The 22,498-nt window shown below is 65.8% G+C and carries 23 protein-coding genes; 12 read left to right on the top strand and 11 right to left on the bottom strand.

The window, feature by feature from the left end; translation table 11 throughout:
• Nucleotides 1-32: 32 nt before the first annotated feature.
• From GPA27_RS19675 to GPA27_RS19665, 3 genes are all read right to left on the bottom strand, one after another.
• The gene (locus GPA27_RS19675; protein WP_169142185.1) at nucleotides 33-566 is read right to left on the bottom strand and encodes an ureidoglycolate lyase; all 534 of its coding nucleotides are present in this window, start codon (nucleotides 564-566) and stop codon (nucleotides 33-35) included.
• Entirely contained in the window at nucleotides 563-1,597 is a 1,035-nt protein-coding gene (alc, locus tag GPA27_RS19670) for an allantoicase (protein WP_169142184.1), read from the bottom strand. Before alc (GPA27_RS19670) ends, GPA27_RS19675 begins: the two co-directional genes overlap by 4 nt.
• Nucleotides 1,598-1,676: 79 nt before the next feature.
• Nucleotides 1,677-3,050 carry a C4-dicarboxylate transporter DctA gene (locus GPA27_RS19665; protein ID WP_169142183.1) on the bottom strand — a complete coding sequence of 458 codons (1,374 nt, stop codon included), beginning with the start codon at nucleotides 3,048-3,050 and terminating at the stop codon, nucleotides 1,677-1,679.
• A 288-nt stretch (nucleotides 3,051-3,338) separates the two neighbouring features.
• Here GPA27_RS19665 and GPA27_RS19660 point away from each other — a divergent pair, with 288 nt between their 5' ends.
• Nucleotides 3,339-4,001, top strand: a complete 663-nt coding sequence (locus tag GPA27_RS19660) for a GntR family transcriptional regulator (RefSeq protein ID WP_211165118.1) — start codon at nucleotides 3,339-3,341, stop codon at nucleotides 3,999-4,001.
• Between the two features lie 12 nt (nucleotides 4,002-4,013).
• On the opposite strand, the gene GPA27_RS19655 is transcribed toward GPA27_RS19660, so the two are convergent.
• The 8 genes from GPA27_RS19655 to GPA27_RS19620 form a co-directional block, all read right to left on the bottom strand.
• Entirely contained in the window at nucleotides 4,014-4,748 is a 735-nt protein-coding gene (locus tag GPA27_RS19655) for an amino acid ABC transporter ATP-binding protein (protein WP_169142182.1), read from the bottom strand.
• Nucleotides 4,735-5,388: an amino acid ABC transporter permease gene (locus GPA27_RS19650; protein WP_169142181.1), complete on the bottom strand. Its 654-nt coding sequence runs from the start codon at nucleotides 5,386-5,388 to the stop codon at nucleotides 4,735-4,737. Before GPA27_RS19650 ends, GPA27_RS19655 begins: the two co-directional genes overlap by 14 nt.
• Nucleotides 5,388-6,056, bottom strand: coding sequence for an amino acid ABC transporter permease (locus GPA27_RS19645; protein ID WP_169142180.1), 669 nt, complete (start codon nucleotides 6,054-6,056; stop codon nucleotides 5,388-5,390). Before GPA27_RS19645 ends, GPA27_RS19650 begins: the two co-directional genes overlap by 1 nt.
• A gap of 24 nt (nucleotides 6,057-6,080) precedes the next feature.
• Nucleotides 6,081-6,899 carry a transporter substrate-binding domain-containing protein gene (locus GPA27_RS19640; RefSeq protein WP_211165117.1) on the bottom strand — a complete coding sequence of 273 codons (819 nt, stop codon included), beginning with the start codon at nucleotides 6,897-6,899 and terminating at the stop codon, nucleotides 6,081-6,083.
• Between the two features lie 23 nt (nucleotides 6,900-6,922).
• Nucleotides 6,923-7,600, bottom strand: coding sequence for a FadR/GntR family transcriptional regulator (locus GPA27_RS19635; protein WP_169142179.1), 678 nt, complete (start codon nucleotides 7,598-7,600; stop codon nucleotides 6,923-6,925).
• Nucleotides 7,601-8,194: 594 nt separating this feature from the next.
• The gene (locus GPA27_RS19630) at nucleotides 8,195-8,698 is read right to left on the bottom strand and encodes an ureidoglycolate lyase (protein WP_169142178.1); all 504 of its coding nucleotides are present in this window, start codon (nucleotides 8,696-8,698) and stop codon (nucleotides 8,195-8,197) included.
• Nucleotides 8,695-9,729: an allantoicase gene (alc, locus tag GPA27_RS19625; RefSeq protein ID WP_169142177.1), complete on the bottom strand. Its 1,035-nt coding sequence runs from the start codon at nucleotides 9,727-9,729 to the stop codon at nucleotides 8,695-8,697. Before alc (GPA27_RS19625) ends, GPA27_RS19630 begins: the two co-directional genes overlap by 4 nt.
• Before the next feature lie 66 nt (nucleotides 9,730-9,795).
• Nucleotides 9,796-11,280, bottom strand: a complete 1,485-nt coding sequence (locus GPA27_RS19620) for an NCS1 family nucleobase:cation symporter-1 (RefSeq protein WP_169142176.1) — start codon at nucleotides 11,278-11,280, stop codon at nucleotides 9,796-9,798.
• Between the two features lie 343 nt (nucleotides 11,281-11,623).
• Here GPA27_RS19620 and GPA27_RS19615 point away from each other — a divergent pair, with 343 nt between their 5' ends.
• The 11 genes from GPA27_RS19615 (at nucleotide 11,624) to GPA27_RS19565 (ending at nucleotide 22,398) form a co-directional block, all read left to right on the top strand.
• Nucleotides 11,624-12,376 carry a GntR family transcriptional regulator gene (locus tag GPA27_RS19615; RefSeq protein WP_169142175.1) on the top strand — a complete coding sequence of 251 codons (753 nt, stop codon included), beginning with the start codon at nucleotides 11,624-11,626 and terminating at the stop codon, nucleotides 12,374-12,376.
• Between the two features lie 35 nt (nucleotides 12,377-12,411).
• Nucleotides 12,412-13,143: an aspartate/glutamate racemase family protein gene (locus tag GPA27_RS19610; protein ID WP_169142174.1), complete on the top strand. Its 732-nt coding sequence runs from the start codon at nucleotides 12,412-12,414 to the stop codon at nucleotides 13,141-13,143.
• A 66-nt stretch (nucleotides 13,144-13,209) separates the two neighbouring features.
• Entirely contained in the window at nucleotides 13,210-14,598 is a 1,389-nt protein-coding gene (locus GPA27_RS19605) for an NCS1 family transporter (protein WP_169142173.1), read from the top strand.
• A 14-nt stretch (nucleotides 14,599-14,612) separates the two neighbouring features.
• A complete protein-coding gene (puuE, locus tag GPA27_RS19600; RefSeq protein WP_169142172.1) occupies nucleotides 14,613-15,548 on the top strand; it encodes an allantoinase PuuE in 936 nt (311 codons plus the stop codon).
• Between the two features lie 135 nt (nucleotides 15,549-15,683).
• Complete coding sequence (locus GPA27_RS19595) at nucleotides 15,684-16,325, top strand: 2OG-Fe(II) oxygenase family protein (protein ID WP_169142171.1); 642 nt, start codon at nucleotides 15,684-15,686, stop codon at nucleotides 16,323-16,325.
• A gap of 323 nt (nucleotides 16,326-16,648) precedes the next feature.
• Nucleotides 16,649-17,554, top strand: a complete 906-nt coding sequence (locus GPA27_RS19590) for a glutamate/aspartate ABC transporter substrate-binding protein (protein ID WP_269469657.1) — start codon at nucleotides 16,649-16,651, stop codon at nucleotides 17,552-17,554.
• A 70-nt stretch (nucleotides 17,555-17,624) separates the two neighbouring features.
• Nucleotides 17,625-18,710, top strand: a complete 1,086-nt coding sequence (locus tag GPA27_RS19585; RefSeq protein WP_169142170.1) for a type II asparaginase — start codon at nucleotides 17,625-17,627, stop codon at nucleotides 18,708-18,710.
• Nucleotides 18,711-18,861: 151 nt separating this feature from the next.
• A complete protein-coding gene (locus GPA27_RS19580; RefSeq protein ID WP_169142169.1) occupies nucleotides 18,862-19,599 on the top strand; it encodes an amino acid ABC transporter permease in 738 nt (245 codons plus the stop codon).
• A gap of 1 nt (nucleotide 19,600) precedes the next feature.
• Nucleotides 19,601-20,290, top strand: a complete 690-nt coding sequence (gene gltK / locus GPA27_RS19575; protein ID WP_169142168.1) for a glutamate/aspartate ABC transporter permease GltK — start codon at nucleotides 19,601-19,603, stop codon at nucleotides 20,288-20,290.
• Between the two features lie 50 nt (nucleotides 20,291-20,340).
• Nucleotides 20,341-21,069, top strand: coding sequence for an amino acid ABC transporter ATP-binding protein (locus GPA27_RS19570; RefSeq protein WP_169142167.1), 729 nt, complete (start codon nucleotides 20,341-20,343; stop codon nucleotides 21,067-21,069).
• A 45-nt stretch (nucleotides 21,070-21,114) separates the two neighbouring features.
• The gene (locus tag GPA27_RS19565; RefSeq protein WP_169142166.1) at nucleotides 21,115-22,398 is read left to right on the top strand and encodes a Glu/Leu/Phe/Val family dehydrogenase; all 1,284 of its coding nucleotides are present in this window, start codon (nucleotides 21,115-21,117) and stop codon (nucleotides 22,396-22,398) included.
• Nucleotides 22,399-22,498: the final 100 nt, after the last annotated feature.

The following is a 22,498-nucleotide window of genomic DNA, read 5'->3' as shown; positions in this document are numbered from 1 at the left end:
GGCCCGGCGTCGCTACGGGCCGGGCGCACCGCCTAGCGGGGGGGCTCGATCAGGACGACTTCGTCGAGGGTGATCTCGTCGCAGTTGTGGCCGTTGCCCGCGCGGTCGATGACGACGAAGTCGCACACCGCATCCAGCGCGAGCAGCGGGTGATGCCACACGCCGCGGGCGTAATTGATGCCTTGGTCTCCGCGCGCGAGGAATACCCGCAGGTCCTCCGCCGCTGGCGGATCGCCTGCCGGCGCGACGACGACGAGGTAGGGACGCCCCGACATCGGCACGAAGGCCTGGCTGCCGAGCGGGTGGCGTTCCATCATCTCGACCGGAAACGGCAGCGTGCGTGGTTCGCCGCGGAAGATCGACACGATGGCGTGCCCGTCCGGGCCCGGGTCGATCTTCGCGAGATCGTGGTAGCGCATCGTGTTGCCGCCGTTGATCGCGAAGCGCCGCACGTCGTCGCGTGCCGCGATGACGTCGCCGAAGGGGGCGAACGCTTCCGGGGTCAGCGCTTCGGCGACGACGTGCCGCGGTTCCGGCACGTCCGCCCGCAAGGGCAGGGCGTTCATCGCGACACCTTGCCCCACAGGCGCAGACGCGAGACGCCGCCATCAGGGATGATGTTGAGGCGCACGTGGGTGACGGGGCCGAGCTTGGCGATCTGCTCGGAGAAGCTGTGGATGGCATCCATCGACAGCTTCTGCTCGGGCAGCAGTACCGGCCAGAACATGCTCTGGGTGATGACGGACTGGTCGGTGCCACCCTCGACGAAGGCGGCCTGGATGGAGCAGCGGTCGGGGTAGTTGCCCTTGAAGTGGGCGGTGTCGACTTCGATCTTCTCGATCATGCCGGCGGCGCCGAGCTGCAGGATGCACCAGTCGGAGCCGGGCTCGCGGCGGCGGCGGGTTTCCCAGCCGTCGCCCATGTTGATGCCGCGCCCGGGCAGGATCAGGTTCGAGGCGGTGCCGAAGTGGGCGTCGTTCCACGCGACCGGGCGACCGCCGTTTTCCAGCGCGACCAGATCGACGAGCTCGTCGCCGCGTCCTTCGAACACGCCGACCGGCTGGCCATACACGCGCAGCCGCGCGATGCCGCCGTCGGGGTAGATGTTCACGCGCAGGTGGGTGAAGGCAGCGTCGGAGTTCGCGCGCAGCAGGTGGTGGCTGTTGCCGGAGAGCGAGGTCGAGGGGAGGATCTCGACCCACTTCGCGTCCTTGAGCGCGGCGACGTCGTCGCTGTCCGCGACGGTCGCCTCGATCGACACGGCGGGCGCGTAGTTGCCGGTGAAGTGGCTGGTGTCGACGTCGAAGCCGCGGATCGTGCCCTTGCGGCCAAGCTTGACGAGGCACCAGTCGTGACCGGTGGTGCGCTTGCGGCGGGTCTCCCAGCCGTCCATCCACTTGCCGTTGTCGTCGTATTTGCCGGGGACGAACTGCGCGGGCTCGGGGTTCAACATGCGCGAGACTTCGGCGAAGAAGTCGTCGGAGGCATACAGCGCCTTGGCGCCAATCCTCGGGTTGGCGAGATCGACCGAACGCAGCGCCCAGTCGGGCAGGACGGCGGGTTCGGCGATGCGGATGCTGCCGGTGTTGTGACTCATGGTGTCTTCCTTGTCGGGGATGGTGGATATAGTGCCCGCAGCGTTGGCCGCCGCGGGTGCCGTTCTGTTTGCGAGCCCGTCAGGCGCTGCGGGCGCCGGCGGCGAGCGGGTCGATGGGGAGGGCTTCCGCGGCGAGCGGGCCGGGGACCGTCGCTTGCGGCGCGGGCGTGCCGGCCAGGGCGTTCAGGTCGATCACGATTTCGCGGTCGAGCACCTTGTTCGCGCGCTGGCGGTCGATGTCCTTCTCCCACACGCCGACGACGACGGTCGCGACGCAGTTGCCGATCATGTTGGTGAGCGCGCGCGCCATGCCCATGAACCAGTCGACCGACAGCACCAGCACGAGTCCGATGGCGGGAATCGCGGGGATCGCCGAGAGCGTCGCGGCGAGGATCACGATTGCCGAACCCGGCACGCCGTGGGCGCCTTTCGATGTGACCAGCGAGATCGCGAGGATCGTCAGCAGGTCGACCGTCGATAGCGGCGTGTTGGTGGCCTGGGCGATGAACACCGCGGCGAGCGTCAGGTAGATCGAGAAGCCGTCGAGGTTGAAGGAGTAGCCGGTCGGGATCACGAGGCCGACGGTGGAGTCCTTGATGCCCATGAGCTCGAGCTTGCGCATCACCTGCGGCAGCACGGAGTCGGACGACGCGGTGCCGAGCACGACCAGCAGTTCCTCGCGCAGGTAGCGCAGCAGCTTGAAGATGTTGAAGCCGGCCAGGCGCAGGATGAAGCCGAGCACGCCAACGACGAAGATCGCGCAGGTGACGTAGAAGAGGGCGACCAGCATGCCGAGCTGCTTGAGCGAGCCGATGCCGTACTTGCCGACGGTGAAGGCGATGGCGCCGAGCACGCCGAGCGGGGCGAGCTTGACGATGAAGCCGATCAGCTTGAAGAACACGTGCGCGAGGCTGTCGATCGCGGCGGTGACGGGCTTGCCGCGTTCGCCGAGGGCCGCGACCGCGCAACCGAACAGGATCGCGATCAACAACACCTGCAGGATGTCACCCTTGGCGAAGGCGTCGAAGAAGGTCGCCGGGATGACCTTCATCAGGAAGTCGACGGTGCTCGTCGCCTGATGCACGCGCTCGGTGAGGCCGCTCATCGCCGAGGCGTCGAGCGATTTCGGGTCTACGTTCATGCCGACACCGGGCTGCAGCACGTAGGCGAGCAGGATGCCGAGCGCAAGCGCGAAGGTCGTGACGATCTCGAAGTAGACGACCGCCTTGACGCCGACCCGGCCGACCTTCTTCAGGTCGCCGGTGCTGCAGATGCCGTGGACGACGACGCAGAAGACGAGGGGGGCGATGATCATCTTGATCAGCTTGATGAAACCGTCTCCGAGCGGCTTGAGCTTGACCGAGAACTCCGGCCATACGAAGCCGACGACGACGCCAAGGATCAGGGCGATGACCACCTGGCCGAACAGGGTCTTGTGAAAACGTTTATGCATGGTTCACCTCGCGAACCGGATGAAGAAGGCTGCCTATCGCAACCGCTCGTGTGCCGTGTCGTCTCGGACCTTTGGTGTGGAACTCCGGGGCTTCGGCCATCCGTCGAACGGTCACGGGATCGATGTGTCCGCCGCAGATGCTTTCTCAAATGTGTACTGACATGTTAGTTAGCGTGTCACTTATTAGTCAATAAAAATTTCTTTATGGATGTGGCTCACATGCCACCCGACATTTGCCCTGTCGCGGCACGGGTGTACCATTTCGGCAATCTTGGAGAGGGCAGACGTATGAACATGCCGGACGGTGAAGGTTTGCTGCTTGCCGAAAGGGCCTTCAACGCGCTGAAGGCGATGCTGACCGGCGGCCAGCTGCGCGCCGGCCAGTTCGTTTCGATGCCCGACCTCGCGCGCATGGTCGATCTGCCGCTCGCCCCCGTGCGCGAGGCAGTGAAGCGTGCCGAGTCGGCGGGGCTGCTGAGTGTGCTGCCCAAGCGCGGCGTCGCGGTGATGGAAGCGACGCCGGATCTCGTCCGCGAATACTTCGACCTGCGCCTGATCTTCGACCAGGAAGGCGCGCGCCGCGTGGTGCGGCAGGGGGAGGGCAAGCGCCTCGCCGAGCTGCGCGAGATCCACATCCGTCTCCTCGATGCCGCGCGAACCGGCATCACTGCGTCGCTGCAACGCGAGGCGATGGCGGTCGACTGGTCGCTGCATTCGACGCTGTCGGGCGCCCTCGGCAACGCGACCGTGCGCGAGATCTACGCCCAGAACCGCGACCGCATCTCGGTGATGCAGCACTCGCGTCCGCTGCTGCCGGACCGCATCGTGCCGGCGATGGAGGAGCACGTCGCGATCATCGATGCGATCATCGGCGGTGACGAACAGGCGGCGGCCGAGGCGGTGCGCCGGCATTTCGAACAGACCTTGCGCTGGTGGGGCATCTTCGCCTGAGGGTGTGGCGCCTCACGCCGACTGCACCGCGCCGATGAAGTTTGCAAGCTCGGGCGTCTGCGGCTCGGCGAACACCGTCTTCGGGTCGCCGCTTTCGTGGATGCGGCCGTGGTGCATGAAGATCAGCTTGTTGCCGACCTCGCGCGCGAAGCGCATCTCGTGCGTGACCATGATCAGCGTCATGCCCTCGGTGGCGAGCTGACGCACGACGGCGAGGACTTCGCTGACGAGTTCGGGGTCGAGCGCGGACGTGATCTCGTCGCACAGCAGCACCTTGGGCCGCATCGCCAGCGCGCGGGCGATCGCGACGCGCTGCTGCTGGCCGCCGGAGAGCTGGTCGGGGTAGCTGTCGAACTTGTCCGATAGACCCACCTTCAGCAGCACCTCCTTCGCGATGTCCTCGGCCTCGGCCTTCGCCGTGCCCTTCACGACCGTCGGCGCGAGCATCACGTTCTGGCCGGCGGTGAGATGCGGGAAGAGGTTGAACTGCTGGAACACCATGCCGACCTTCTGGCGCAGCGCCCGCAGGTCACCGCGGCCGTCGTGCAGCGCGGTGCCGTCGACGACGAGCTCGCCCTTGTCGATGGTCTCGAGGCCGTTGACGGTGCGCAACAGCGTGCTCTTGCCCGAGCCGCTGCGGCCGATCAGCGCGACGACGTCGCCACTCGCCACTTCGAGGTCGATGCCCTTGAGGACGTGGTTGGTGCCGAAATGCTTGTGCAGACCGGCGATTTTAACGAGCGACATGGAATTTCCTCTCCAGGCTTTTCGCGTACAGCGAGAGCGGGTAACACAGCGCGAAGTAGCCGGCAGCCACCAGCCCGAACACCAGGAAGGGCTCGAAGGTGGCGTTGGCGAGCATCGAGCCGGTCTTCGTGAGTTCGGCGAAGCCGATGATCGAGGTCACCGCGGTGCCCTTGACCACCTGCACCGAGAATCCGACGGTGGGCGCGATCGCGATGCGCAGCGCCTGCGGCAGGATCACGTGGCGCATCTGTTGCGGGTAGGTCAGCGCCAGCGTGGCGGAAGCCTCCCACTGTCCCTTCGGCACCGCCTCGACGCAGCCGCGCCAGATCTCGGCGAGGTAGGCGCTGGTGAAGAGCGTCAGCCCTGCCGCGGCGGCGAGCCAGGGCGAGACGTCGATGCCGGCGAGCGACAGGCCGAAGAACACGATGAAGAGCTGCATCAGCAGCGGCGTGCCCTGGAAGACTTCGATGTAGGCCTTGGTCGCCGCCTGCAGGACACGGTTGCTGGCGATACGCGCGAACAGGATCGCAAGCCCGACGATGCCGCCGAGCACGAAGGCGATCAGCGACAGCGCGAGCGTCCATTTGCCCGCGTCGAGCAGGTTGCGGACGATGTCCCAGGTCGAGAACTGGACGAACATCAGCGGGCCCTCCCGACGACATAGTGCTGGCCGAGTTGCACCAGCAGCTGGCGGATCGCGAGCGCCATTACGAAGTACATCCCGGTCGTGACGAAGTAGGTCTCGAAGGCGCGGAAGTTGCGCGACTGAATGAAGTTCGCGGCGAAGGTCAGCTCTTCCGTGGCGATCTGCGAGCACACCGCCGAGCCGAGCATCACGATGATCACCTGGCTCGTCAGCGCCGGCCACACCTTCGCGAGCGCCGGGCGCAACACGACGTGGCGGAAGATCTGCGGACGCGTCATCGCGAGCGATTCGGCCGCTTCGATCTGGCCGCGCGGCGTCGCCTGGATACCGGCGCGAATGATCTCGGTGGAGTAGGCGCCGAGGTTCACGACCATCGCGAGCACGGCCGCCTGCCACTCGCTCATCCGCACGCCGAGCGCCGGGAGGCCGAAGAAGATGAAGAAAAGCTGCACGAGGAAGGGCGTGTTGCGGATTACCTCCACGTACAGGCCGAACATCCGGTCGAAGGGGCGCAGCTTCCAGGCGCGGCACACCGCCCCGGTGACGCCGAGCCCGATGCCGAGCACCGCGCCCACCGCGGTGAGCGCCAGCGTGAAGCCGGCGCCCGCGAGCAGCAGGTCGGTGTGCTCGAACACCGGCGCGAAGTCGAATCGATAGGCCATGGTCGGTCCCTTGTTGAAGCGACCTTACAGGTCCTTCGGCAGCGGTGCGTGCAGCCAGCGCTGGGCGATGTCGTTGAGCGAGCCGTCCTTCTTGGCCTTGGCGATGATCGCGTTGACCTTGGTCGCGAGCGCGGCCTCGCCCTTGGCAACGCCGACGTAGCAGGGAGAGTTCTTGATCAGGAACTTGGAGCCCAGGCGGCGCAGCTTGGTCATGTCGTTGACGGCCGCGGCGACGACGTTGCCGGTGGCGACGAATTGCACCTGGCCGGTGAGGTAGGCGGAGATCGTGGCGTTGTTGTCCTCGAAGCGCTTGATCGTCGCGGTGGCGGGGGTGATCTTCGTGAGCTCGAGATCCTCGACCGAGCCGCGCGTGACGCCGATGGTCTTGCCGGCGAGTTCCTCGGCCTTGGTGAGCTTGACGTCCTCGGGGCCGAACACGCCGTTGAAGAAGGGCGCGTAGGCGTCGGAGAAGTCGATCACCTTTTCCCGGTCGGGGTTCTTGCCGAGGCTGGAGATCACGAGGTCGGCCTTGCCGGTGGTGAGGTAGGGGATGCGGTTGGTGCTCGTCACCGGGATCAGTTCGATCTTCACGCCGAGTTCCTTGGCGATCAGGCTCGCCATGTCGATGTCGTAACCTCGCGGCTTGAGGTCGGTGCCGACGCTGCCGAAGGGCGGGAAGTCCTGCGGCACGGCGACGCGCAGGGTGCCGGCCTTCTGGATGTCGGTGAGCACGTCGGCGCGGGCATCGGACAGGCCGAGGCCGGCGGAGACGGCGATGCCGGCGGCGAGGACGCAGAGGCTGCGGAGGAAAGGGCGGCGGGTGGCGGTGTGGGCGGACATCATGGGTCAATCTCCTGGGGGCGGTTTCAGAGGGCGGGGAAGTTGATGCCGGCGCGTCGCGCGGCGGCGGAAAGGTGGGCGCGCATGGCGGCCTCGGCGGCGGGGGCGTCGCCGGCGAGAATGGCGTCGATGATGTGGCGGTGTTCGTCGGCCGGTTCCCAGATGCCCGAGGGGTTGGAGAAGGGCAGGCGCAGGCTGTGGCCGATCTGGTCGCGGAACTGCGCGGCGACGCTGGCGAGACCGGCGTTGCCGGAGAGTTCGGCGAGGCACAGGTGGAACTGGAGGTCCCAGTCGGAGGCCATCACGAGGTCGCAGACCTTGAGCGCGTCTTCCATGCCGCGCTGAATGGCTTCGAGCCGCTCGCGACCCGTGGCGTCGATGCGGCGGGCGGCGAGGGCGGTCCACGCCGGTTCGAGGACGGCGCGGAATTCGAACAGCGCCTGCGGGGTCATCGACGCGGTGCCGCGCGGCAGATGAGCGGGATCGGGCTGCTTGCCGGCCGTGACGAAGACGCCCTTGCTCGGCTGGCTGCGCACGAGTCCGAGCGCTTCGAGCGTGGAGATGGCTTCGCGCAGCGATGCGCGGCTGATGGAGAGTTGTTCGGCGAGTTCGCGCTGCGAGGGCAGGGCGGACCCGGCGGGGAATTCACCGTCGATGATGCGGCGCTGGAGCGCCTGGGCGGCAACGTTGGCGATGCTCGGCATGTAAGTTCCTGGGTGCTGTGATCTGACTGGTCAGACCGGTCAGGCCAGGAATTGCATGAAACATGCCACGTAAGATGAGACCGGCGGAAAGGCCCTGTTGACGGGAGTTTCGGCCGATTTTCGGTGAGGAGGGCGCGAGCGCGTCACGCATCATCACAGTGCGTTCACGACGAGGCGGGAACCATGGTGGGGCATGGTGGCGACGCGGTGGGCGGTTCAGTACGTGTTGCTAATCCGCCGGCGCCGCATGAGGTATTCGCTCAGCGGCTGCTGCTTCGCAGCGCGGCGGAGGTGACGCAAGTGCGCGCCCTGCACCGCGCTTCCGCGGTGCGCGCTCAGACAGTCCTCGCCGCGCCGCGAACACCCCATACGTCACCGCCTGCGTTCCGGGCGGTTCAGTTACGGGCGGACCTGCGTGGTGCGAATCACGCAAGTGTAGTGTTTCGAATCTGATTAGCAGTTTCCTTCCCCTTCAAGGGGAAGGACAGGATGGGGATGGGTTGCCGAGGAGCGCCAGTTGGTAATCGTGTTTTGTCAGGGGCGAGTCAGCCCTGTATGGCGGATTAGCCGAAGGCGTAATCCGCCACGTTCTGGCTAGAATTCGATTACGCCGGCTTCATCGAGCGGGATCTCATCGCAGTTCGGCCCTTCCCCCGCTCGGTCGATCACGAGGAAGTCCGATACCCCGTCGAGCGCAAGCAGCGGGTGGTGCCACACGCCGCGCGCGTAATTGACGCCCTGGTCGCCGCGGGCGAGGAAGACGCGCAGGTCTTCGACGCCCGGTGCATCGCCTGCTTCCGCGACCACGACCAGGTAGGGGGCTCCCGACAGCGGCACGAAGGCCTGGCTGCCCAGCGGGTGGCGCTCCATCATCCCGACGGTGAAGGGCAGCGCGCGCGGCTGACCGCGGAAGATCGACACGATCGTGCGGCCGTCCGGGCCGGGATCGATCTGCGCGAGGTTGTGGTAGCGCTCGGTGTTGCCACCGTTGATCGTGAAATGATGGGCCGCGTCGGACGCCTCGATCACGTTGCCGAAGCGGGCGAAGGTCTCGCGCGTCAGCGGCTCGACCTGGAGCCGGATCAGGGTTTCGTTCATTTTTTCACTCTCCCCCACAGACGCAGGCGCGAGACGCCGCCGTCCGGGATGATGTTGAGGCGCACGTGGGTGACGGGGCCGAGCTTGGCGATCTGCTCGGAGAAGCTGTGGATGGCGTCCATCGACAGCTTCTGCTCGGGCAGCAGTACCGGCCAGAACATGCTCTGGGTGATGACGGACTGGTCGGTGCCACCCTCGACGAAGGCGGCCTGGATGGAGCAGCGGTCGGGGTAGTTGCCCTTGAAGTGGGCGGTGTCGACTTCGATCTTCTCGATCGTGCCGGCGGCGCCGAGCTGCAGGATGCACCAGTCGGAGCCGGGCTCGCGGCGGCGGCGGGTTTCCCAGCCGTCGCCCATGTTGATGCCGCGCCCCGGCAGGATCAGGTTCGAGGCGGTGCCGAAGTGGGCGTCGTTCCACGCGACCGGGCGACCGCCGTTTTCCAGCGCGACCAGATCGACGAGCGCATCACCCGTGCCCTCGAACACCCCGACCGGCTGGCCATAGACGCGCAGGCGCGCAATGCCGCCGTCCGGATAGATATTCACACGCAGGTGCGTGTACGCGGCGTCGGAGTTCGCCTGCAGCAGGTGGTGGCTGTTACCCGAGAGCGAGGTCGAGGGCAGGATCTCGGTCCATTTCGCGTCTTTCAGCGCGGCGGTATCGTCGCTGTCGCACACGGTGGCCTCGATCGACACGGCGGGCGCGTAGTTGCCGGTGAAGTGGCTGGTGTCGACGTCGAAGCCGCGGATCGTGCCCTTGCGGCCGAGCCTGACGAAGCACCAGTCGTGGCCGGTGGTGCGCTTTCTGCGGGTTTCCCAGCCGTCCATCCACTTGCCGTTGTCGTCGTACTTGCCGGGGACGAACTGCGCGGGTTCGGGGTTCAACATGCGCGAGACTTCGGCGAAGAAGTCGTCGGAGGCATACAGCGCCTTGGCGCCGATCCTCGGGTTGGCGAGATCGACCGAACGCAGCGCCCAGTCGGGGAGGGCGGCGGGTTCGGCGATGCGGATGCTGCCGGTGTTGTGACTCATCGGTTGGCTCTCTCTGTTGCGGGGGATTGGGCCGCGGGCGGGTCATGCCGCCCGCGGCGCGCTGCGTCAGGAAGCGGACTCGGTGGCGAGGCGAGGCGTGATTTCCAGCTCGGTCTCGTCGGCGCGTGCGCCGTGGGACACGTTCTGGCCCTTCATCGCAAGGTGGTAGAACAGGGCGCCGAGCGCGCAGCCGATGAACCAGTTGAAGTCGGCCAGCACCTTCGTGCCCGACAGCGTGATTGCCACACCGACCAGCACCGCCGGAGCGAGCGCCCACATCGCGCGCTTGTTCACGCCGTTGTCGTACCAGTAGGCACCGCCGGGCCTGTCGCTGTAGAGGTCATCGACGACGATCTTGCGGTTGCGCACCAGGTAGAAGTCGACCAGCAGGATGCCGAACAGCGGGCCGATGAAGGCGGCGAGCATGTCGAGCGTGTAATGGATCACTTCCGGCGAGTTGAACAGGTTCCATGGCGTGATGAAGATCGAGCCGACCGCGGCGATGAAGCCGCCGGTGCGGAAGCTGATGTGCTTCGGCGCGACGTTGGAGAAATCGAAGGCCGGCGACACGAAATTGGCGACGATGTTGATGCCGATCGTGGCCGTGACGAAGGTGAAGGCGCCGAGCACCGCGGCCATCGTGTTGTCGATCTTGCTGACGGTCTCGATCGGGTCGGTGATCATGTGGCCGAACACGGGGATCGTGCCGGAGGTGATGACGACGGTGACGACCGAGAAGGCCAGGAAATTCACCGGCAGGCCCCAGAAGTTGCCGCGCTTCACTTCGTCGAAGGTCTTGCCGTAGCGCGAGAAGTCGCCGAAGTTCAGCATCGGACCGGAGAAGTAGGACACGACCAGCGCGATCGCGGTCAGCATCGGGCCGATGACGCCCCACCCTTCATATTTCACTTCGCCGAGGTTCAGGCTGATGTTGTCGGGGCCGGCCTTCCAGATGATCCAGCCGGCGAGCACGAACATCACCACGTAGACCGCGGGTCCGGCCCAGTCGATGAAACGCTTGATCGCTTCCATGCCGTGCCAGAAGACGATGGCCTGCAGCACCCACATGATCATGAAGCCGAGCCAGCCCAGATACGACAGGCCGGCAAAGCTGCTATGCGCGAGGCTTTCGAGGCCGGGGAAGAAGCGCAGCATGACGATCGTGAGCGCCGACGAGGCGAGGAAGGTCTGGATGCCGTACCACGCGACCGCGATCAGGCCGCGGATGATCGCCGGTACGTTGGCGCCCCATACGCCGAAGGCGAGGCGGCAGGCGACCGGGTAGGGAATGCCGGCTTGCTGGCTGGGCCGGGCGACCCAATTGCACAGGATGTTGACGAGGCAGATACCGATGATCAGCGACACGAGCACCTGCCAGCTTGTGAGACCGAGTGCGAACAAACTGCCGGCAAAAACGTATCCACCGACACTGTGAACATCCGACATCCAGAACGCGAAGATGTTGTACCAGTTCCAGTTCTTGTCCTTCAGAGGACCGAGATCCTCGTTGTACAGGCGGTCGCTGTAACCCGCCGGCAGGTGCTCTGACATGCTTGTCTCCTCATGGCCGCGACCGATGCCGCGACGGCTACCTTTGTGGATTGTGCGGTCCTACAGTGGTCGAGCCCGGAACGTATAATTTCTCTTATGCGCTCATAAACTGTATCCGTAACGTTATAAAAGTGTATCCAATAAATGAAGTCAAGAAGTTTTTTTGACCTCGCGCAAAGTTCCGCGTCGTTATTGGTGTTTTGCAGGTGTAACAAGCTTGGGCGCGATGGAGTGGGTTGGGATGTCTATATGGATACAAAAATATATTGAATTGTGTCCAATGTGATTCTAGACTGGTTTTAACGACGGGCCGGACGCGTCCTGCCCGCACATGGAGACAACGATGGGAAAACGTGCATCAGCCGAACTCGGAGCCGGACGCGCCGACGATGGACTCGGCGGCAACGGTCGTGACGAGGTGATCTACCGCAACTTGTTCGTCGCGATCGTCGAGAACCACCTCGCGCCCGGAACCAAGCTGCCCGAGGACACGCTTGCCGAAACCTATGGCGTGAGCCGCACCAGCATCCGCAAGGTGTTGCAGCGCCTCGCGCACGAGCGTCTGGTGGACGTGCGGCTGAACCGCGGCGCCTCGGTGGCGCAGCCTTCGGTCGGCGAGGCGCGCGACATTTTTTCCGCGCGCCGCATCATCGAATGCGGCGCGATTCCGCAGGTCGTCGCAAAGGCGACATCGCCGGCGCTCGAAGCCCTGCGCGACCTGGTGCGTCGCGAGCATGCGGCTCAGGATCGCGGTGACTGGCGCGAATCGATCTTTCTCTCGGGCGCATTCCACGTCGAACTGATGCGGCTCTCGGGCAACGAGACGCTGACCGACTTTCTGACCCAGCTCGTGTCGCGCTCTTCGCTCGTGATCGCCACCTATGGCTCGCCGCAGACGGCGAGCTGCCGCCATTCCGAGCACGACGACGTGATCGAGATCATTGCGGCGGGCGATGTCGAAGCCGCAACGCGCTGGATGGACCGCCATCTGCGCGACGTCGAACGCAGCGTCGTGCTGGTCGAGGAAGAACCCGAGCCCGCGGACCTGAAGAAGATTCTCGAGGAGGTCGCCCAGCGCCGCCCCAAGCTGCGCTGAGGACGTTCTCCCTTATTACAAACCAGGAGACAGCAATGCTGATACGCGTCATCAACCCCAACACCACCCGCAGCATGACCGAGAAGATCGGTGCTTCGGCGCAGCGCGTCGCCGCCCCCGGCACGCGCATCGTCGCGAGCAACCCGGACAGCGGGCCGGTCTCGATCGAGAGCCATTTCGACGAGGCCATCAGCGCGGTCGGCGTCGCCGACGAAGTGCGCAAGGGCGAGAAGGAGGGGACGGACGCGTACGTGATCGCCTGTTTCGGCGACCCGGGCCTGCTTGCCGCGCGCGAGCTCACCCGCGCGCCGGTGCTGGGCATCGCGGAGGCCGCCTTCCATCTGGCGACCATGATCAGCACGCGCTTCTCCATCGTCACGACGCTCTCGCGCACCGGCATCATCGCCGAGCACCTGCTGCAGTCCTACGGCTTCGCTCACCACTGCCGCCGCGTGCGCGCAGCCGAGATCCCGGTGCTGGATCTCGAGGACGACGGCGCGTGCGCCTTGAACCGCATCGTCGAGGAATGCCTTCGCGCGAAGGCTGAGGACAACATCGGCGCGATCGTGCTGGGCTGCGGCGGCATGGCGGACCTCGCGGACGAGATCCGCGACGCGGTCGGCCTGCCCATCGTCGAAGGCGTGACCGCTGCGGTGAAGCTCGCCGAGACGCTCGCGAGCCTCAAGCTCGGCACCAGCAAGCACGGCGACCTCGCCTTCCCGCCGCCCAAGCGTTTCACCGGGAGATTCGAACATCTGAGTTCGTGAGGCATTCCCAAGGCACGCCGAGACGCCCGTGACGAGGCGTCCGGGCCGCATCGAAGGAGACAGAAAATGGCGGTTGCAGAACAGAAGATCGCCGCGCCCGGCCTGGGCGCCGGTGTTGCGTCGGCGGATGCGGGCGCAGGGGAATACAAACCGGCCGGCGACGAGTCGCTCGCGCCGCAGCAGGTCCGAATCATGGACCGCTGGTCCTACCTGATGGCATGGTTGGGCGGCTGCGTGTCGATCGGCACCTTCGCGATGGGCTCGAGCCTCGTCGGCCAGCTCAACATGCTGCAGGCGGCGGCCGCGATTGCGATCGGCTGCTTCGTCATCGGCATCGCACTCGCGATCAACGGCGATGCCGGCCACAAGTACGGCATTCCCTTCATGGTGCAGGCAAGGAGCGCCTTCGGCTTCGCCGGCACGCGCTTTCCGGGGCTCGTTCGCGCCGTGCCCGCAGTGGTGTGGTTCGGCTTCCAGAGCTGGATCGGCGCCGGGGCGTTGAATGCGGTGTCGGCGACGATGTTCGGTTTCGACAATCTCGTCGTGTGCTTCGTCGCCTTCCAATTCCTGCAGATCGCGCTGTCGATCTACGGCTTCCACGGCATCAAGTGGCTGGAGAACATCGGCAGCGGCTTCATCCTGTTCGCGCTGGTGTATATGTTCTATGCGGTGATCACCAAGTTCGGCGGCCAGATCGACGCGAAGATCACTGGCATCGAGGGCTCCTGGGGCATGCCGTTCTGGGGCGCGACGATGCTCTTCCTGGGCATCTACAGCACGATGATGCTCAACGTCAGTGACTACTCACGTGAGCTGCACAAGGACGTGAAGCCCGCCGTGCTGACCACGATCTACTCGATGAGCATCCTGCCGGCGACCCTGTTCATGGGCCTGATCGGCCTGATGGTCTCCGGTGCAACCGGCACCGCAGACCCGATCAAGGTGTTCTCGAGCGCCGTCGACAACAAACCGCTGCTGGTCGTCACGCTGCTCTTCATCGCCTTCGCGCAGGTCACGACCAACGTGCTCAACAACGTCGTGCCGCCGGCCTACGTGCTGATGGACGTGTTCAAGCTGTCATTCCGCAAGTCCGCGGTGCTCGTCGGCCTGCTCGCCTTCGCGACTTTCCCGTGGGTGCTGGTCAAGGACGAATCGGCCGAAGGCCTGCAGATCTTCGTGCAGACCTACTCGGCCTTCCTCGGCCCGATCTTCGCGATCCTGGTGGTCGATTACTACATCCTGCGCCGTCGCACGCTGAACCTGCAGCACTACTACGACGCCGACGGGCCCTACCGCGGCTTGAACTGGGCGGGCATCGTCGCGACGGCGGTCGGGGCGATCACCGCGTTGAGCTTCCCCGCGGTGTCCTGGTACGCGAGCCTGCCCCCCGCCGGTCTGACGTATTGGCTGCTGATGAACAACTGGGATGCGTGCAAGCGCTTCCGCCACAACTGAGCCAGGTGAACGTTATGAAGATGGATTCGAATTACCCCCGCGACCTCGTCGGCTACGGCCGCAAGCCCCCGTACGCGAACTGGCCCGGCCGCGCGCGCGTCGCCGTGCAGTTCGTGCTGAACTACGAGGAGGGTGGCGAGAACTGCGTGCTGCACGGCGACCCGGGGAGCGAGCAGTTCCTGTCCGAACTCTTCAATCCGCCCGCGATTCCGGACCGTCATCTCTCGATGGAGGGCATCTACGAATACGGTTCGCGCGTCGGTGTGTGGCGCTTCCTGCGCGAATTCGAGCGCCGCGGCCTGCCGCTGACGGTCTTCGGCGTATCGATGGCGCTCGAGCGTCACCCCGAACTCACCGCCGCCTTCCGCGAACTCGGCCACGAGATCGCCTGCCACGGCTGGCGCTGGATCCACTACCAGAACGTCGACGAGGCGACCGAGCGCGAGCACATGCGCATCGGCATGGAGATCATCGAGCGCCTCACCGGCGAACGCGCGCTCGGCTGGTACACCGGCCGCGACTCCCCCAACACGCACCGCCTCGTCGCCGACTACGGCGGCTTCCTGTACGACTCCGACTACTACGGCGACGACCTGCCGTTCTGGATGGAGGTGCGGAAGTCCGACGGCGAGACCGTGCCCCAGCTGATCGTGCCCTATACGCTCGACACCAACGACATGCGCTTCGCGCTGCCGCAGGGCTTCTCGCATGGCGACGAGTTCTTCGAATACCTGCGCGACGCGTTCGACGTGATGTACGCGGAAGGCGACGAACGACCTGCGATGATGTCGATCGGCATGCACTGCCGCCTGCTCGGCCGCCCGGGGCGCTTCCGCGCGCTGCAGCGCTTCCTCGACCACATCGAGAAGCACGACCGCGTGTGGGTATGCCGGCGTGTCGACATCGCGCGGCATTGGCGGGAGCACCACCCCTGCAGCCCGGCGCGGTGAGCACGTGCGTCGTCGCGTGAGGGCGGCCCGCGACGGCCCCCCGGCACGTGATCGGACGGGGAACTTCGGCTCCTCGATGCCTTCACATCAATGTGTCGCCGCCGATGAGCGGTGGCGAATCGGTGAAGTCCAGTCATGGCCCGAGAGATCAACCGCTGGAGCGCGTCGGACGTCATTGCGATGTTCCCGACCCTGGTGTGGAAGGTCCAGCTGAAGCCGGAGCTTCACGCCGCGATGGACGGGACGCTTCTCGCCGCGCTGGACGAGATGCGTCGCACCGCGGCGCCGCTCGCACCCGGCCAGGGCTGGCAGTCCGAGCAGATGCTGCATCGACGGCCGGAGTTTGCCGAGTTGGTCGCGTGCGTCGATGGCCTGGCGAAGAGTGTGACGCGCTTCCTGCGGCTGGGCTACGACGCCGTCGAGATTACCGGCTGCTGGGCCAACGTCCTGGCACCGGGCGCCGCGCATCGCATGCACTCGCACCCGAACAACTTCCTGAGCGGCGTCTATTATGTCCGCGTTCCACCCGACGCGGACTGCATCAACTTCCACGACCCCAGGCCTCAAGCGGCCATCATCCGGCCGCCGGTCGTGGAACTCACCGCCGAGAACACCGACCAGGTCGTGGTGAATGTACGTAGCGGCACCCTGCTGATGTTCCCGTCCTACCTGCAGCACTCCGTGGATGCGAACCAAGGCGCACAGGAGCGCGTGAGCATCAGCTTCAACCTCATGTTCTCGGCCTTTTCGGAGAATGTGAGCAAACCGTTGTGGTAGGGGAGCCGATCCGTCGAATTCGCCTTCCCTTACTGACGGACGGTGCCCGGGATTCCGAACCGCACGAAGCTCCTGGTCGTCATGAGGGGGCTCGTCCCTCGGCCGCGTAGTCGAGGTGTCGTGCAGAGGGGGTGGGCGTTCGGAAATCCGAACGCTCCGAAGGAGCCTGGTTCGGATTTCCGAACGACCCCGCACAACGCGGCTACCGGCACTTCGCGGATTTCAAGGGCTGCACGTCTTGCGCGGCGCAGCAAAAAAGCTGGCACGGCATCTGCAATGGATATGGCCATCGGGATTACTTATCCCGTCATACCAAAGGAGACATGATGCTGCTGCGCAAGCCCCTGAATGCCACCCTCGCCGCCCTGATCACCGGCGCCGTCGCCCTCGTGCCCGCCGTCGCGCAGGCCAACACGCTGCAGAAGATCAAGGAGACGGGGACGATCACGCTCGGCCACCGCGAATCCTCGATCCCCTTTTCCTACTACGACCAGAACCAGCAGGTGGTCGGCTATTCGCAGGAAATGATGCTGAAGGTCGTCGAGGCGATCAAAGCCGAGCTGAAGATGCCGAGTCTGCAGGTGCGCATGATGCCGGTGACCTCGCAGAACCGCATTCCACTGGTGCAGAACGGCACCGTGTCGATCGAGTGCGGCTCGACGACGAACAACAGCGAGCGCGCGAAGCAGGTCGCCTTCTCGAACACGATCTTCATCGTCGGCACGCGCCTGATGACCAAGAAGGAATCGGGCGTACAGGACTTCGAGCAGCTCGCGGGCAAGAACGTCGTGACGACCGCCGGCACGACCTCGGAGCGCCTGCTGCGCAGGATGAACGAGGAGAAGAAGCTCGGCATGAACATCATCAGCGCCAAGGACCACGGCGAGTCCTTCCTGACGCTGGAGACCGGCCGCGCGGTCGCCTTCATGATGGACGACGCGCTGCTCTACGGCGAACTCGCGAAGGCCAAGCGCCCGGCCGACTGGACCATCACCGGTACGCCGCAATCGTATGAAGCCTACGGCTGCATGATGGCCAAGGACGATCCGGCCTTCAAGAAGGTGGTCGATGCCGCGATCGCGAAGACGATGACCTCCGGCGAGGCCGAGGCGATCTACAGCAAGTGGTTCCTCGCGTCGATTCCGCCCAAGAACATCAACCTCGGCTTTCCGATCTCGGATGCGATGAAGAAGCTCTTCAAGGAGCCGAACGACCGTCCCTTCGAGTGATCGCACCGACCCCGACCCCAGCTCAAAAATACAACAGGCCCCATGACGGGGCCGCTTCAGGAGACTCGATATGCAGGTTCGCAACCACAAGGGCTGGATCGCCGGCCGCACGCTGGCGCTGATCGCCGCGCTGGCGCTGTCCAGCAGCACCGCTTTCGCCGATGCCAAGAGCAAAGTCGTCATCCTCGCCACCGGCGGCACGATCGCCGGAGCGGGGGCCACCGCCGCCAACAGCGCGACCTACCAGGCCGCCAAGGTGCCGGTCGACAAGCTCATCGCCGGCGTGCCGGAACTGGCCAACGTCGCCGACGTGCGCGGCGAGCAGGTGTTCCAGATCGCCTCGGAAAGCTTCACCAACGAGCAGCTGATGACCCTGGGCAAGCGCGTCTCGGCGCTGGCGAAGCAGGACGACGTCGACGGCATCGTGATCACGCACGGCACCGATACGCTGGAGGAGACGGCCTTCTTCCTGAACCTCGTCGTGCGCAGCGAGAAACCGGTTGTCGTCGTCGGATCCATGCGCCCGGGTTCGGCGCTGTCGGCCGACGGCATGCTCAACCTGTATGACGCGGTCGCCGTCGCGGCAGCGAAGGACGCGCGCGGCAAGGGTGTGCTGGTGGCGATGAACGACGAGATCCAGAGCGGGCGCGACGTCTCCAAGGCGATCAACATCCGCACCGAGGCCTTCAAGAGCCCGTGGGGCGCGCTGGGCATGGTCGTCGAGGGCAAGAGCTACTGGTTCCGTGCCCCGGTGAAGCGCCACACGACGAGCTCCGAGTTCGACATCGACAAAATCGAGAAGCTCGCTCCGGTCGAGGTCGCCTACGGCTACGGCAACATGAGCGACGCGGCCTACCGCGCCTTCGACAAGGCCGGCGTGAAGGCGGTGATCCACGCCGGCACCGGCAACGGCTCGGTCGCCAAGCACATCGTGCCGGCGCTGCAGGAGCTGCGCGGCAAGGGCGTGCAGGTGATCCGCTCGGCGCGCGTGACCGGCGGCGGTTTCGTGCTGCGCAACGCCGAACAGCCCGACGACAAGTACGACTGGGTCGTCGCCCACGACCTCAACCCGCAGAAGGCGCGCATCCTCGCCGCGGTCGCCCTGACCGCGACGCAGGACAGCAAGGAGCTGCAGCGCATCTTCTGGGAATACTGAACCCGGCCTGAGCCGAACGCCCGGAACCCGCGTTCCGGGCTCCCGCCCCTGAAGCATCCCGTACCGCCGGCGCCACGCGCGCCGGGGGCAGGGGACGGCTGCGTCCAGCGCAGCCGCAGGGGCCTTTTTCTCCGACGTTCTGGAGTCTTGCATGGAATACCAATGGAATTGGGGCGTGTTTCTGCTCCCCAGCGCCGTCAATGACGGCACCTACCTCGACTGGATGATCGCCGGTCTGCAGACGACGCTGTTGCTGTCGCTGTCGGCGTGGGTGATCGCGCTGCTGCTGGGTGCCGTCGTCGGCGTGCTGCGCACCGTGCCGCATCGCGGGCTCTCGGGCGTCGCGACGGCCTACGTCGAGATGTTCCGCAACATCCCGCTGCTGGTGCAGCTCTTCTTCTGGTATTTCGTGCTGCCGGAGCTGCTGCCTGCAGCGGCCGGCGACGCCTTCAAGGCGCTGAACCCGATCGCGCAACAATTCGTTGCGGCGATGGTGTGCCTGGGCTTCTTCACCAGCGCCCGGGTGGCCGAGCAGGTGCGCTCGGGCATCAACGCGCTGCCGCGCGGGCAGAAGAACGCCGGCCTCGCGCTGGGCCTGACGCTGCCGCAGACCTACCGCCACGTGATGCTGCCGATGGCCTTCCGCCTCGTCGTGCCGCCGCTCACGTCCGAATTCCTCAACGTCTTCAAGAACTCGGCGGTGTGCTCGACGATCGGGCTCCTCGAGCTCGCCGCACAGGGTCGCCAACTGGTCGATTACACCGCTCAGCCCTACGAGTCCTTCGTCGCGGTGACGGTGGCCTACCTGATGATCAACGTCGTCGTCATGCTCCTGATGCGCAAGGTGGAAGTCCTCGTGCGCGTCCCCGGTTACCTCGGAGGCAAGTGAAATGTTCGGTTCCTACGAATTCGACTGGTCGTCGATCCCGGTCTCGCTGGGCTTCCTCGGCCAGGGTCTGATGGTGTCGCTGGAGATCACGGCGCTCGCGATCGTTGCCGGCATCGTCTGGGGCACGCTGCTGGCGATGGCGCGGCTGTCGTCGATCAAGCCGCTGGCGTGGGCCGCCGCGGCCTACGTGAACCTCTTTCGCGCGATCCCGCTGGTGATGGTGCTGTTGTGGTTCTTCCTGATCGTGCCGAAGTTCCTCGAGAGCTTCCTCGGTCTGCCGCCGGGTTCCGATGTGCGCCTCGCCTCCGCGATGATCGGCTTCGCGCTGTTCGAGTCGGCCTACTACGCCGAGATCATCCGCGCCGGCATCCAGTCCGTGCCCAAGGGCCAGCTCGCCGCCGCCCACGCGCTCGGCATGAGCTACCCGCAGGCGATGCTGCACGTCGTGCTGCCGCAGGCCTTCCGCAACATGGTGCCGCTGCTGCTGACGCAGGCGATCATCCTGTTCCAGGACACCTCCCTGGTCTATGTGTCGGCGCTCGCCGACTTCTTCGGCGCGGCCTACAAGGTCGGCGACCGCGACGGGCGGCTCGTGGAGCTGGTGCTCTTCGCCGGCGCCGTCTACTTCGTGCTGTGCTTCGCCGCCTCGCAAGCCGTGCGCCACTACCAGAAACGTCTGCAGACCGCCTGAGCCCGCGGCGTCTGCGTTCCCGATACACACCTCAGCGAAAAGGCATCGTCATGATCACCATCGACAAGGTCAGCAAGCATTACGGCAATTTCCAGGTCCTCACCGACTGCTCCACCCACGTGAACAAGGGCGAGGTGGTGGTCGTGTGCGGGCCCTCGGGCTCCGGCAAATCCACCCTCATCAAGTGCGTGAACGGGCTGGAGCCGTTCCAGCAGGGCGACATCCACGTGAACGGCACCTCGGTCGGTGCGCCCAAGACCAATCTCTCGAAACTGCGCGCCCACGTCGGCATGGTGTTCCAGCACTTCGAGCTGTTCCCGCACATGACGATCCGCGACAACCTGAGCCTCGCGCAGATCAAGGTCCTGAAGCGCGACAAGGACGAGGCGGCGGAGAAGGGGCTGTATTTCCTCGACCGCGTCGGTCTCAAGGCGCACGCGCACAAGTTCCCCGGCCAGCTCTCGGGTGGTCAGCAGCAGCGCGTCGCGATCGCCCGCGCGCTCGCGATGGACCCGATCTGCATGCTGTTCGACGAGCCGACCTCGGCGCTCGACCCCGAGATGATCAACGAGGTGCTCGACGTGATGACCGAGCTGGCACAGGAGGGCATGACGATGATGTGCGTCACGCACGAGATGGGCTTCGCCAAGCGCGTCGCGCACCGCGTGATCTTCATGGACCACGGCAAGATCGTCGAGGACGACAGCAAGGAAGCCTTCTTCGCCAACCCGCGCTCGGAGCGCGCGCAGCAGTTCCTCGCGAAGATCCTGCAGCACTGATTTTCCGCAGCACCCACGCCAAAGACCATAAACACCGGAGACAGCATGCATCACGAGAACCTTCCGTCCTACCTGTCCGCCGACCACCTCGGCCCGTGGGAGACCTACCTCAGCCAGATCGAGGCGGTCGCCCCCTATATCGACGCGCCGCTGCGTCCGTGGATCGAGACCCTGCGCCGGCCGAAGCGCATCCTCGTCGTCGACGTGCCGATCCGCCTCGACAACGGCGAGATCGCGCACTACGAGGGCTACCGCGTGCAGCACAACGTGTCGCGCGGCCCCGGCAAGGGCGGCGTGCGCTTCCATCCGGACGTGACGCTCTCGGAAGTGATGGCGCTGTCGGCGTGGATGACGATCAAGAATGCGGTGGTGAACGTGCCCTACGGCGGCGCCAAGGGCGGCATCCGCGTCGACCCCAAGCCGATGTCGCGGGCCGAGCTCGAGCGCCTGACGCGCCGCTACACCAGCGAGATCAACATCCTGCTCGGGCCGGACAAGGACATTCCCGCGCCCGACGTGAACACCAACGAGCAGGTGATGGCGTGGATGATGGACACCTACTCGATGAACCAGGGCCGCACCGCAACCGGTGTCGTCACCGGCAAGCCGATCGCGCTCGGCGGCAGTCTCGGCCGGCATGATGCGACGGGCCGCGGCGTGTTCGTGAGCGCCCGCGCGGCCGCCGAGAAGGTCGGTCTGCCGATCACCGGGGCGCGCATTGCCGTGCAGGGTTTCGGCAACGTCGGCGAGGCCGCGGCCCGCATCTTCCACGACGCCGGGGCGAAGCTCGTCGCGATCCAGGACGTCGCCGCGACCGTGCACAACCCCGCTGGCATCGACCCGTACCAGCTGCGCAAGCATCTCGCCGAGGGTGGCAAACTCACGGACTATCCTGGCGCGACCGAGATCGCCCCGGCGGATTTCTGGGAACTCGACTGCGAGATCCTCGTGCCGGCGGCCGTCGAAGGCCAGATCACGGCCGCGAACGCGCCGCGCATCCGCGCCAGGATGATCGTCGAGGGGGCCAACGGCCCGACGACACCGGAAGCCGACGCGATCCTCCACGACCGCAACGTGCTGGTCGTGCCGGACGTGCTCGCCAACGCGGGCGGCGTGACGGTGAGCTATTTCGAGTGGGTGCAGGACTTCTCCAGCTTCTTCTGGACCGAGGCGGAGATCAACGCCCGTCTCGAGCGCATCATGACCGAGGCCTTCGGTGCCGTGTGGCACATCGCCCAGGAACGCAAGCTCACATTGCGTACCGCAGCCTTCGTCGTCGCTTGCCGGCGCGTGCTCGAAGCGCGTGCGGTGCGGGGCCTGTATCCCTGATACGGCAAGGGTGGGGCGGATGCGTTGAAGCGCCTCCCGCCCCACGCGCGCCGCGATTCATCGAGCGGACTGCACTAGAATCCCCGCACAGCCCCTCGAT

This window comes from Aromatoleum toluolicum, from assembly GCF_012911005.2.
Taxonomy (GTDB): Bacteria; Pseudomonadota; Gammaproteobacteria; order Burkholderiales; family Rhodocyclaceae; genus Aromatoleum; species Aromatoleum toluolicum.
This window is presented reverse-complemented; position numbering and strand designations above follow the sequence as displayed.

Bases quoted from the DNA above. Each gene is read 5' to 3' on its own strand.
- GPA27_RS19675 (WP_169142185.1), bottom strand. From the start codon at position 566: ATGAACGCCCTGCCCTTGCGGGCGGACGTGCCGGAACCGCGGCACGTC.
- alc (WP_169142184.1), bottom strand. From the start codon at position 1,597: ATGAGTCACAACACCGGCAGCATCCGCATCGCCGAACCCGCCGTCCTG.
- GPA27_RS19665 (WP_169142183.1), bottom strand. From the start codon at position 3,050: ATGCATAAACGTTTTCACAAGACCCTGTTCGGCCAGGTGGTCATCGCC.
- GPA27_RS19660 (WP_211165118.1), top strand. From the start codon at position 3,339: ATGAACATGCCGGACGGTGAAGGTTTGCTGCTTGCCGAAAGGGCCTTC.
- GPA27_RS19655 (WP_169142182.1), bottom strand. From the start codon at position 4,748: ATGTCGCTCGTTAAAATCGCCGGTCTGCACAAGCATTTCGGCACCAAC.
- GPA27_RS19650 (WP_169142181.1), bottom strand. From the start codon at position 5,388: ATGTTCGTCCAGTTCTCGACCTGGGACATCGTCCGCAACCTGCTCGAC.
- GPA27_RS19645 (WP_169142180.1), bottom strand. From the start codon at position 6,056: ATGGCCTATCGATTCGACTTCGCGCCGGTGTTCGAGCACACCGACCTG.
- GPA27_RS19640 (WP_211165117.1), bottom strand. From the start codon at position 6,899: ATGATGTCCGCCCACACCGCCACCCGCCGCCCTTTCCTCCGCAGCCTC.
- GPA27_RS19635 (WP_169142179.1), bottom strand. From the start codon at position 7,600: ATGCCGAGCATCGCCAACGTTGCCGCCCAGGCGCTCCAGCGCCGCATC.
- GPA27_RS19630 (WP_169142178.1), bottom strand. From the start codon at position 8,698: ATGAACGAAACCCTGATCCGGCTCCAGGTCGAGCCGCTGACGCGCGAG.
- alc (WP_169142177.1), bottom strand. From the start codon at position 9,729: ATGAGTCACAACACCGGCAGCATCCGCATCGCCGAACCCGCCGCCCTC.
- GPA27_RS19620 (WP_169142176.1), bottom strand. From the start codon at position 11,280: ATGTCAGAGCACCTGCCGGCGGGTTACAGCGACCGCCTGTACAACGAG.
- GPA27_RS19615 (WP_169142175.1), top strand. From the start codon at position 11,624: ATGGGAAAACGTGCATCAGCCGAACTCGGAGCCGGACGCGCCGACGAT.
- GPA27_RS19610 (WP_169142174.1), top strand. From the start codon at position 12,412: ATGCTGATACGCGTCATCAACCCCAACACCACCCGCAGCATGACCGAG.
- GPA27_RS19605 (WP_169142173.1), top strand. From the start codon at position 13,210: ATGGCGGTTGCAGAACAGAAGATCGCCGCGCCCGGCCTGGGCGCCGGT.
- puuE (WP_169142172.1), top strand. From the start codon at position 14,613: ATGAAGATGGATTCGAATTACCCCCGCGACCTCGTCGGCTACGGCCGC.
- GPA27_RS19595 (WP_169142171.1), top strand. From the start codon at position 15,684: ATGGCCCGAGAGATCAACCGCTGGAGCGCGTCGGACGTCATTGCGATG.
- GPA27_RS19590 (WP_269469657.1), top strand. From the start codon at position 16,649: ATGATGCTGCTGCGCAAGCCCCTGAATGCCACCCTCGCCGCCCTGATC.
- GPA27_RS19585 (WP_169142170.1), top strand. From the start codon at position 17,625: ATGCAGGTTCGCAACCACAAGGGCTGGATCGCCGGCCGCACGCTGGCG.
- GPA27_RS19580 (WP_169142169.1), top strand. From the start codon at position 18,862: ATGGAATACCAATGGAATTGGGGCGTGTTTCTGCTCCCCAGCGCCGTC.
- gltK (WP_169142168.1), top strand. From the start codon at position 19,601: ATGTTCGGTTCCTACGAATTCGACTGGTCGTCGATCCCGGTCTCGCTG.
- GPA27_RS19570 (WP_169142167.1), top strand. From the start codon at position 20,341: ATGATCACCATCGACAAGGTCAGCAAGCATTACGGCAATTTCCAGGTC.
- GPA27_RS19565 (WP_169142166.1), top strand. From the start codon at position 21,115: ATGCATCACGAGAACCTTCCGTCCTACCTGTCCGCCGACCACCTCGGC.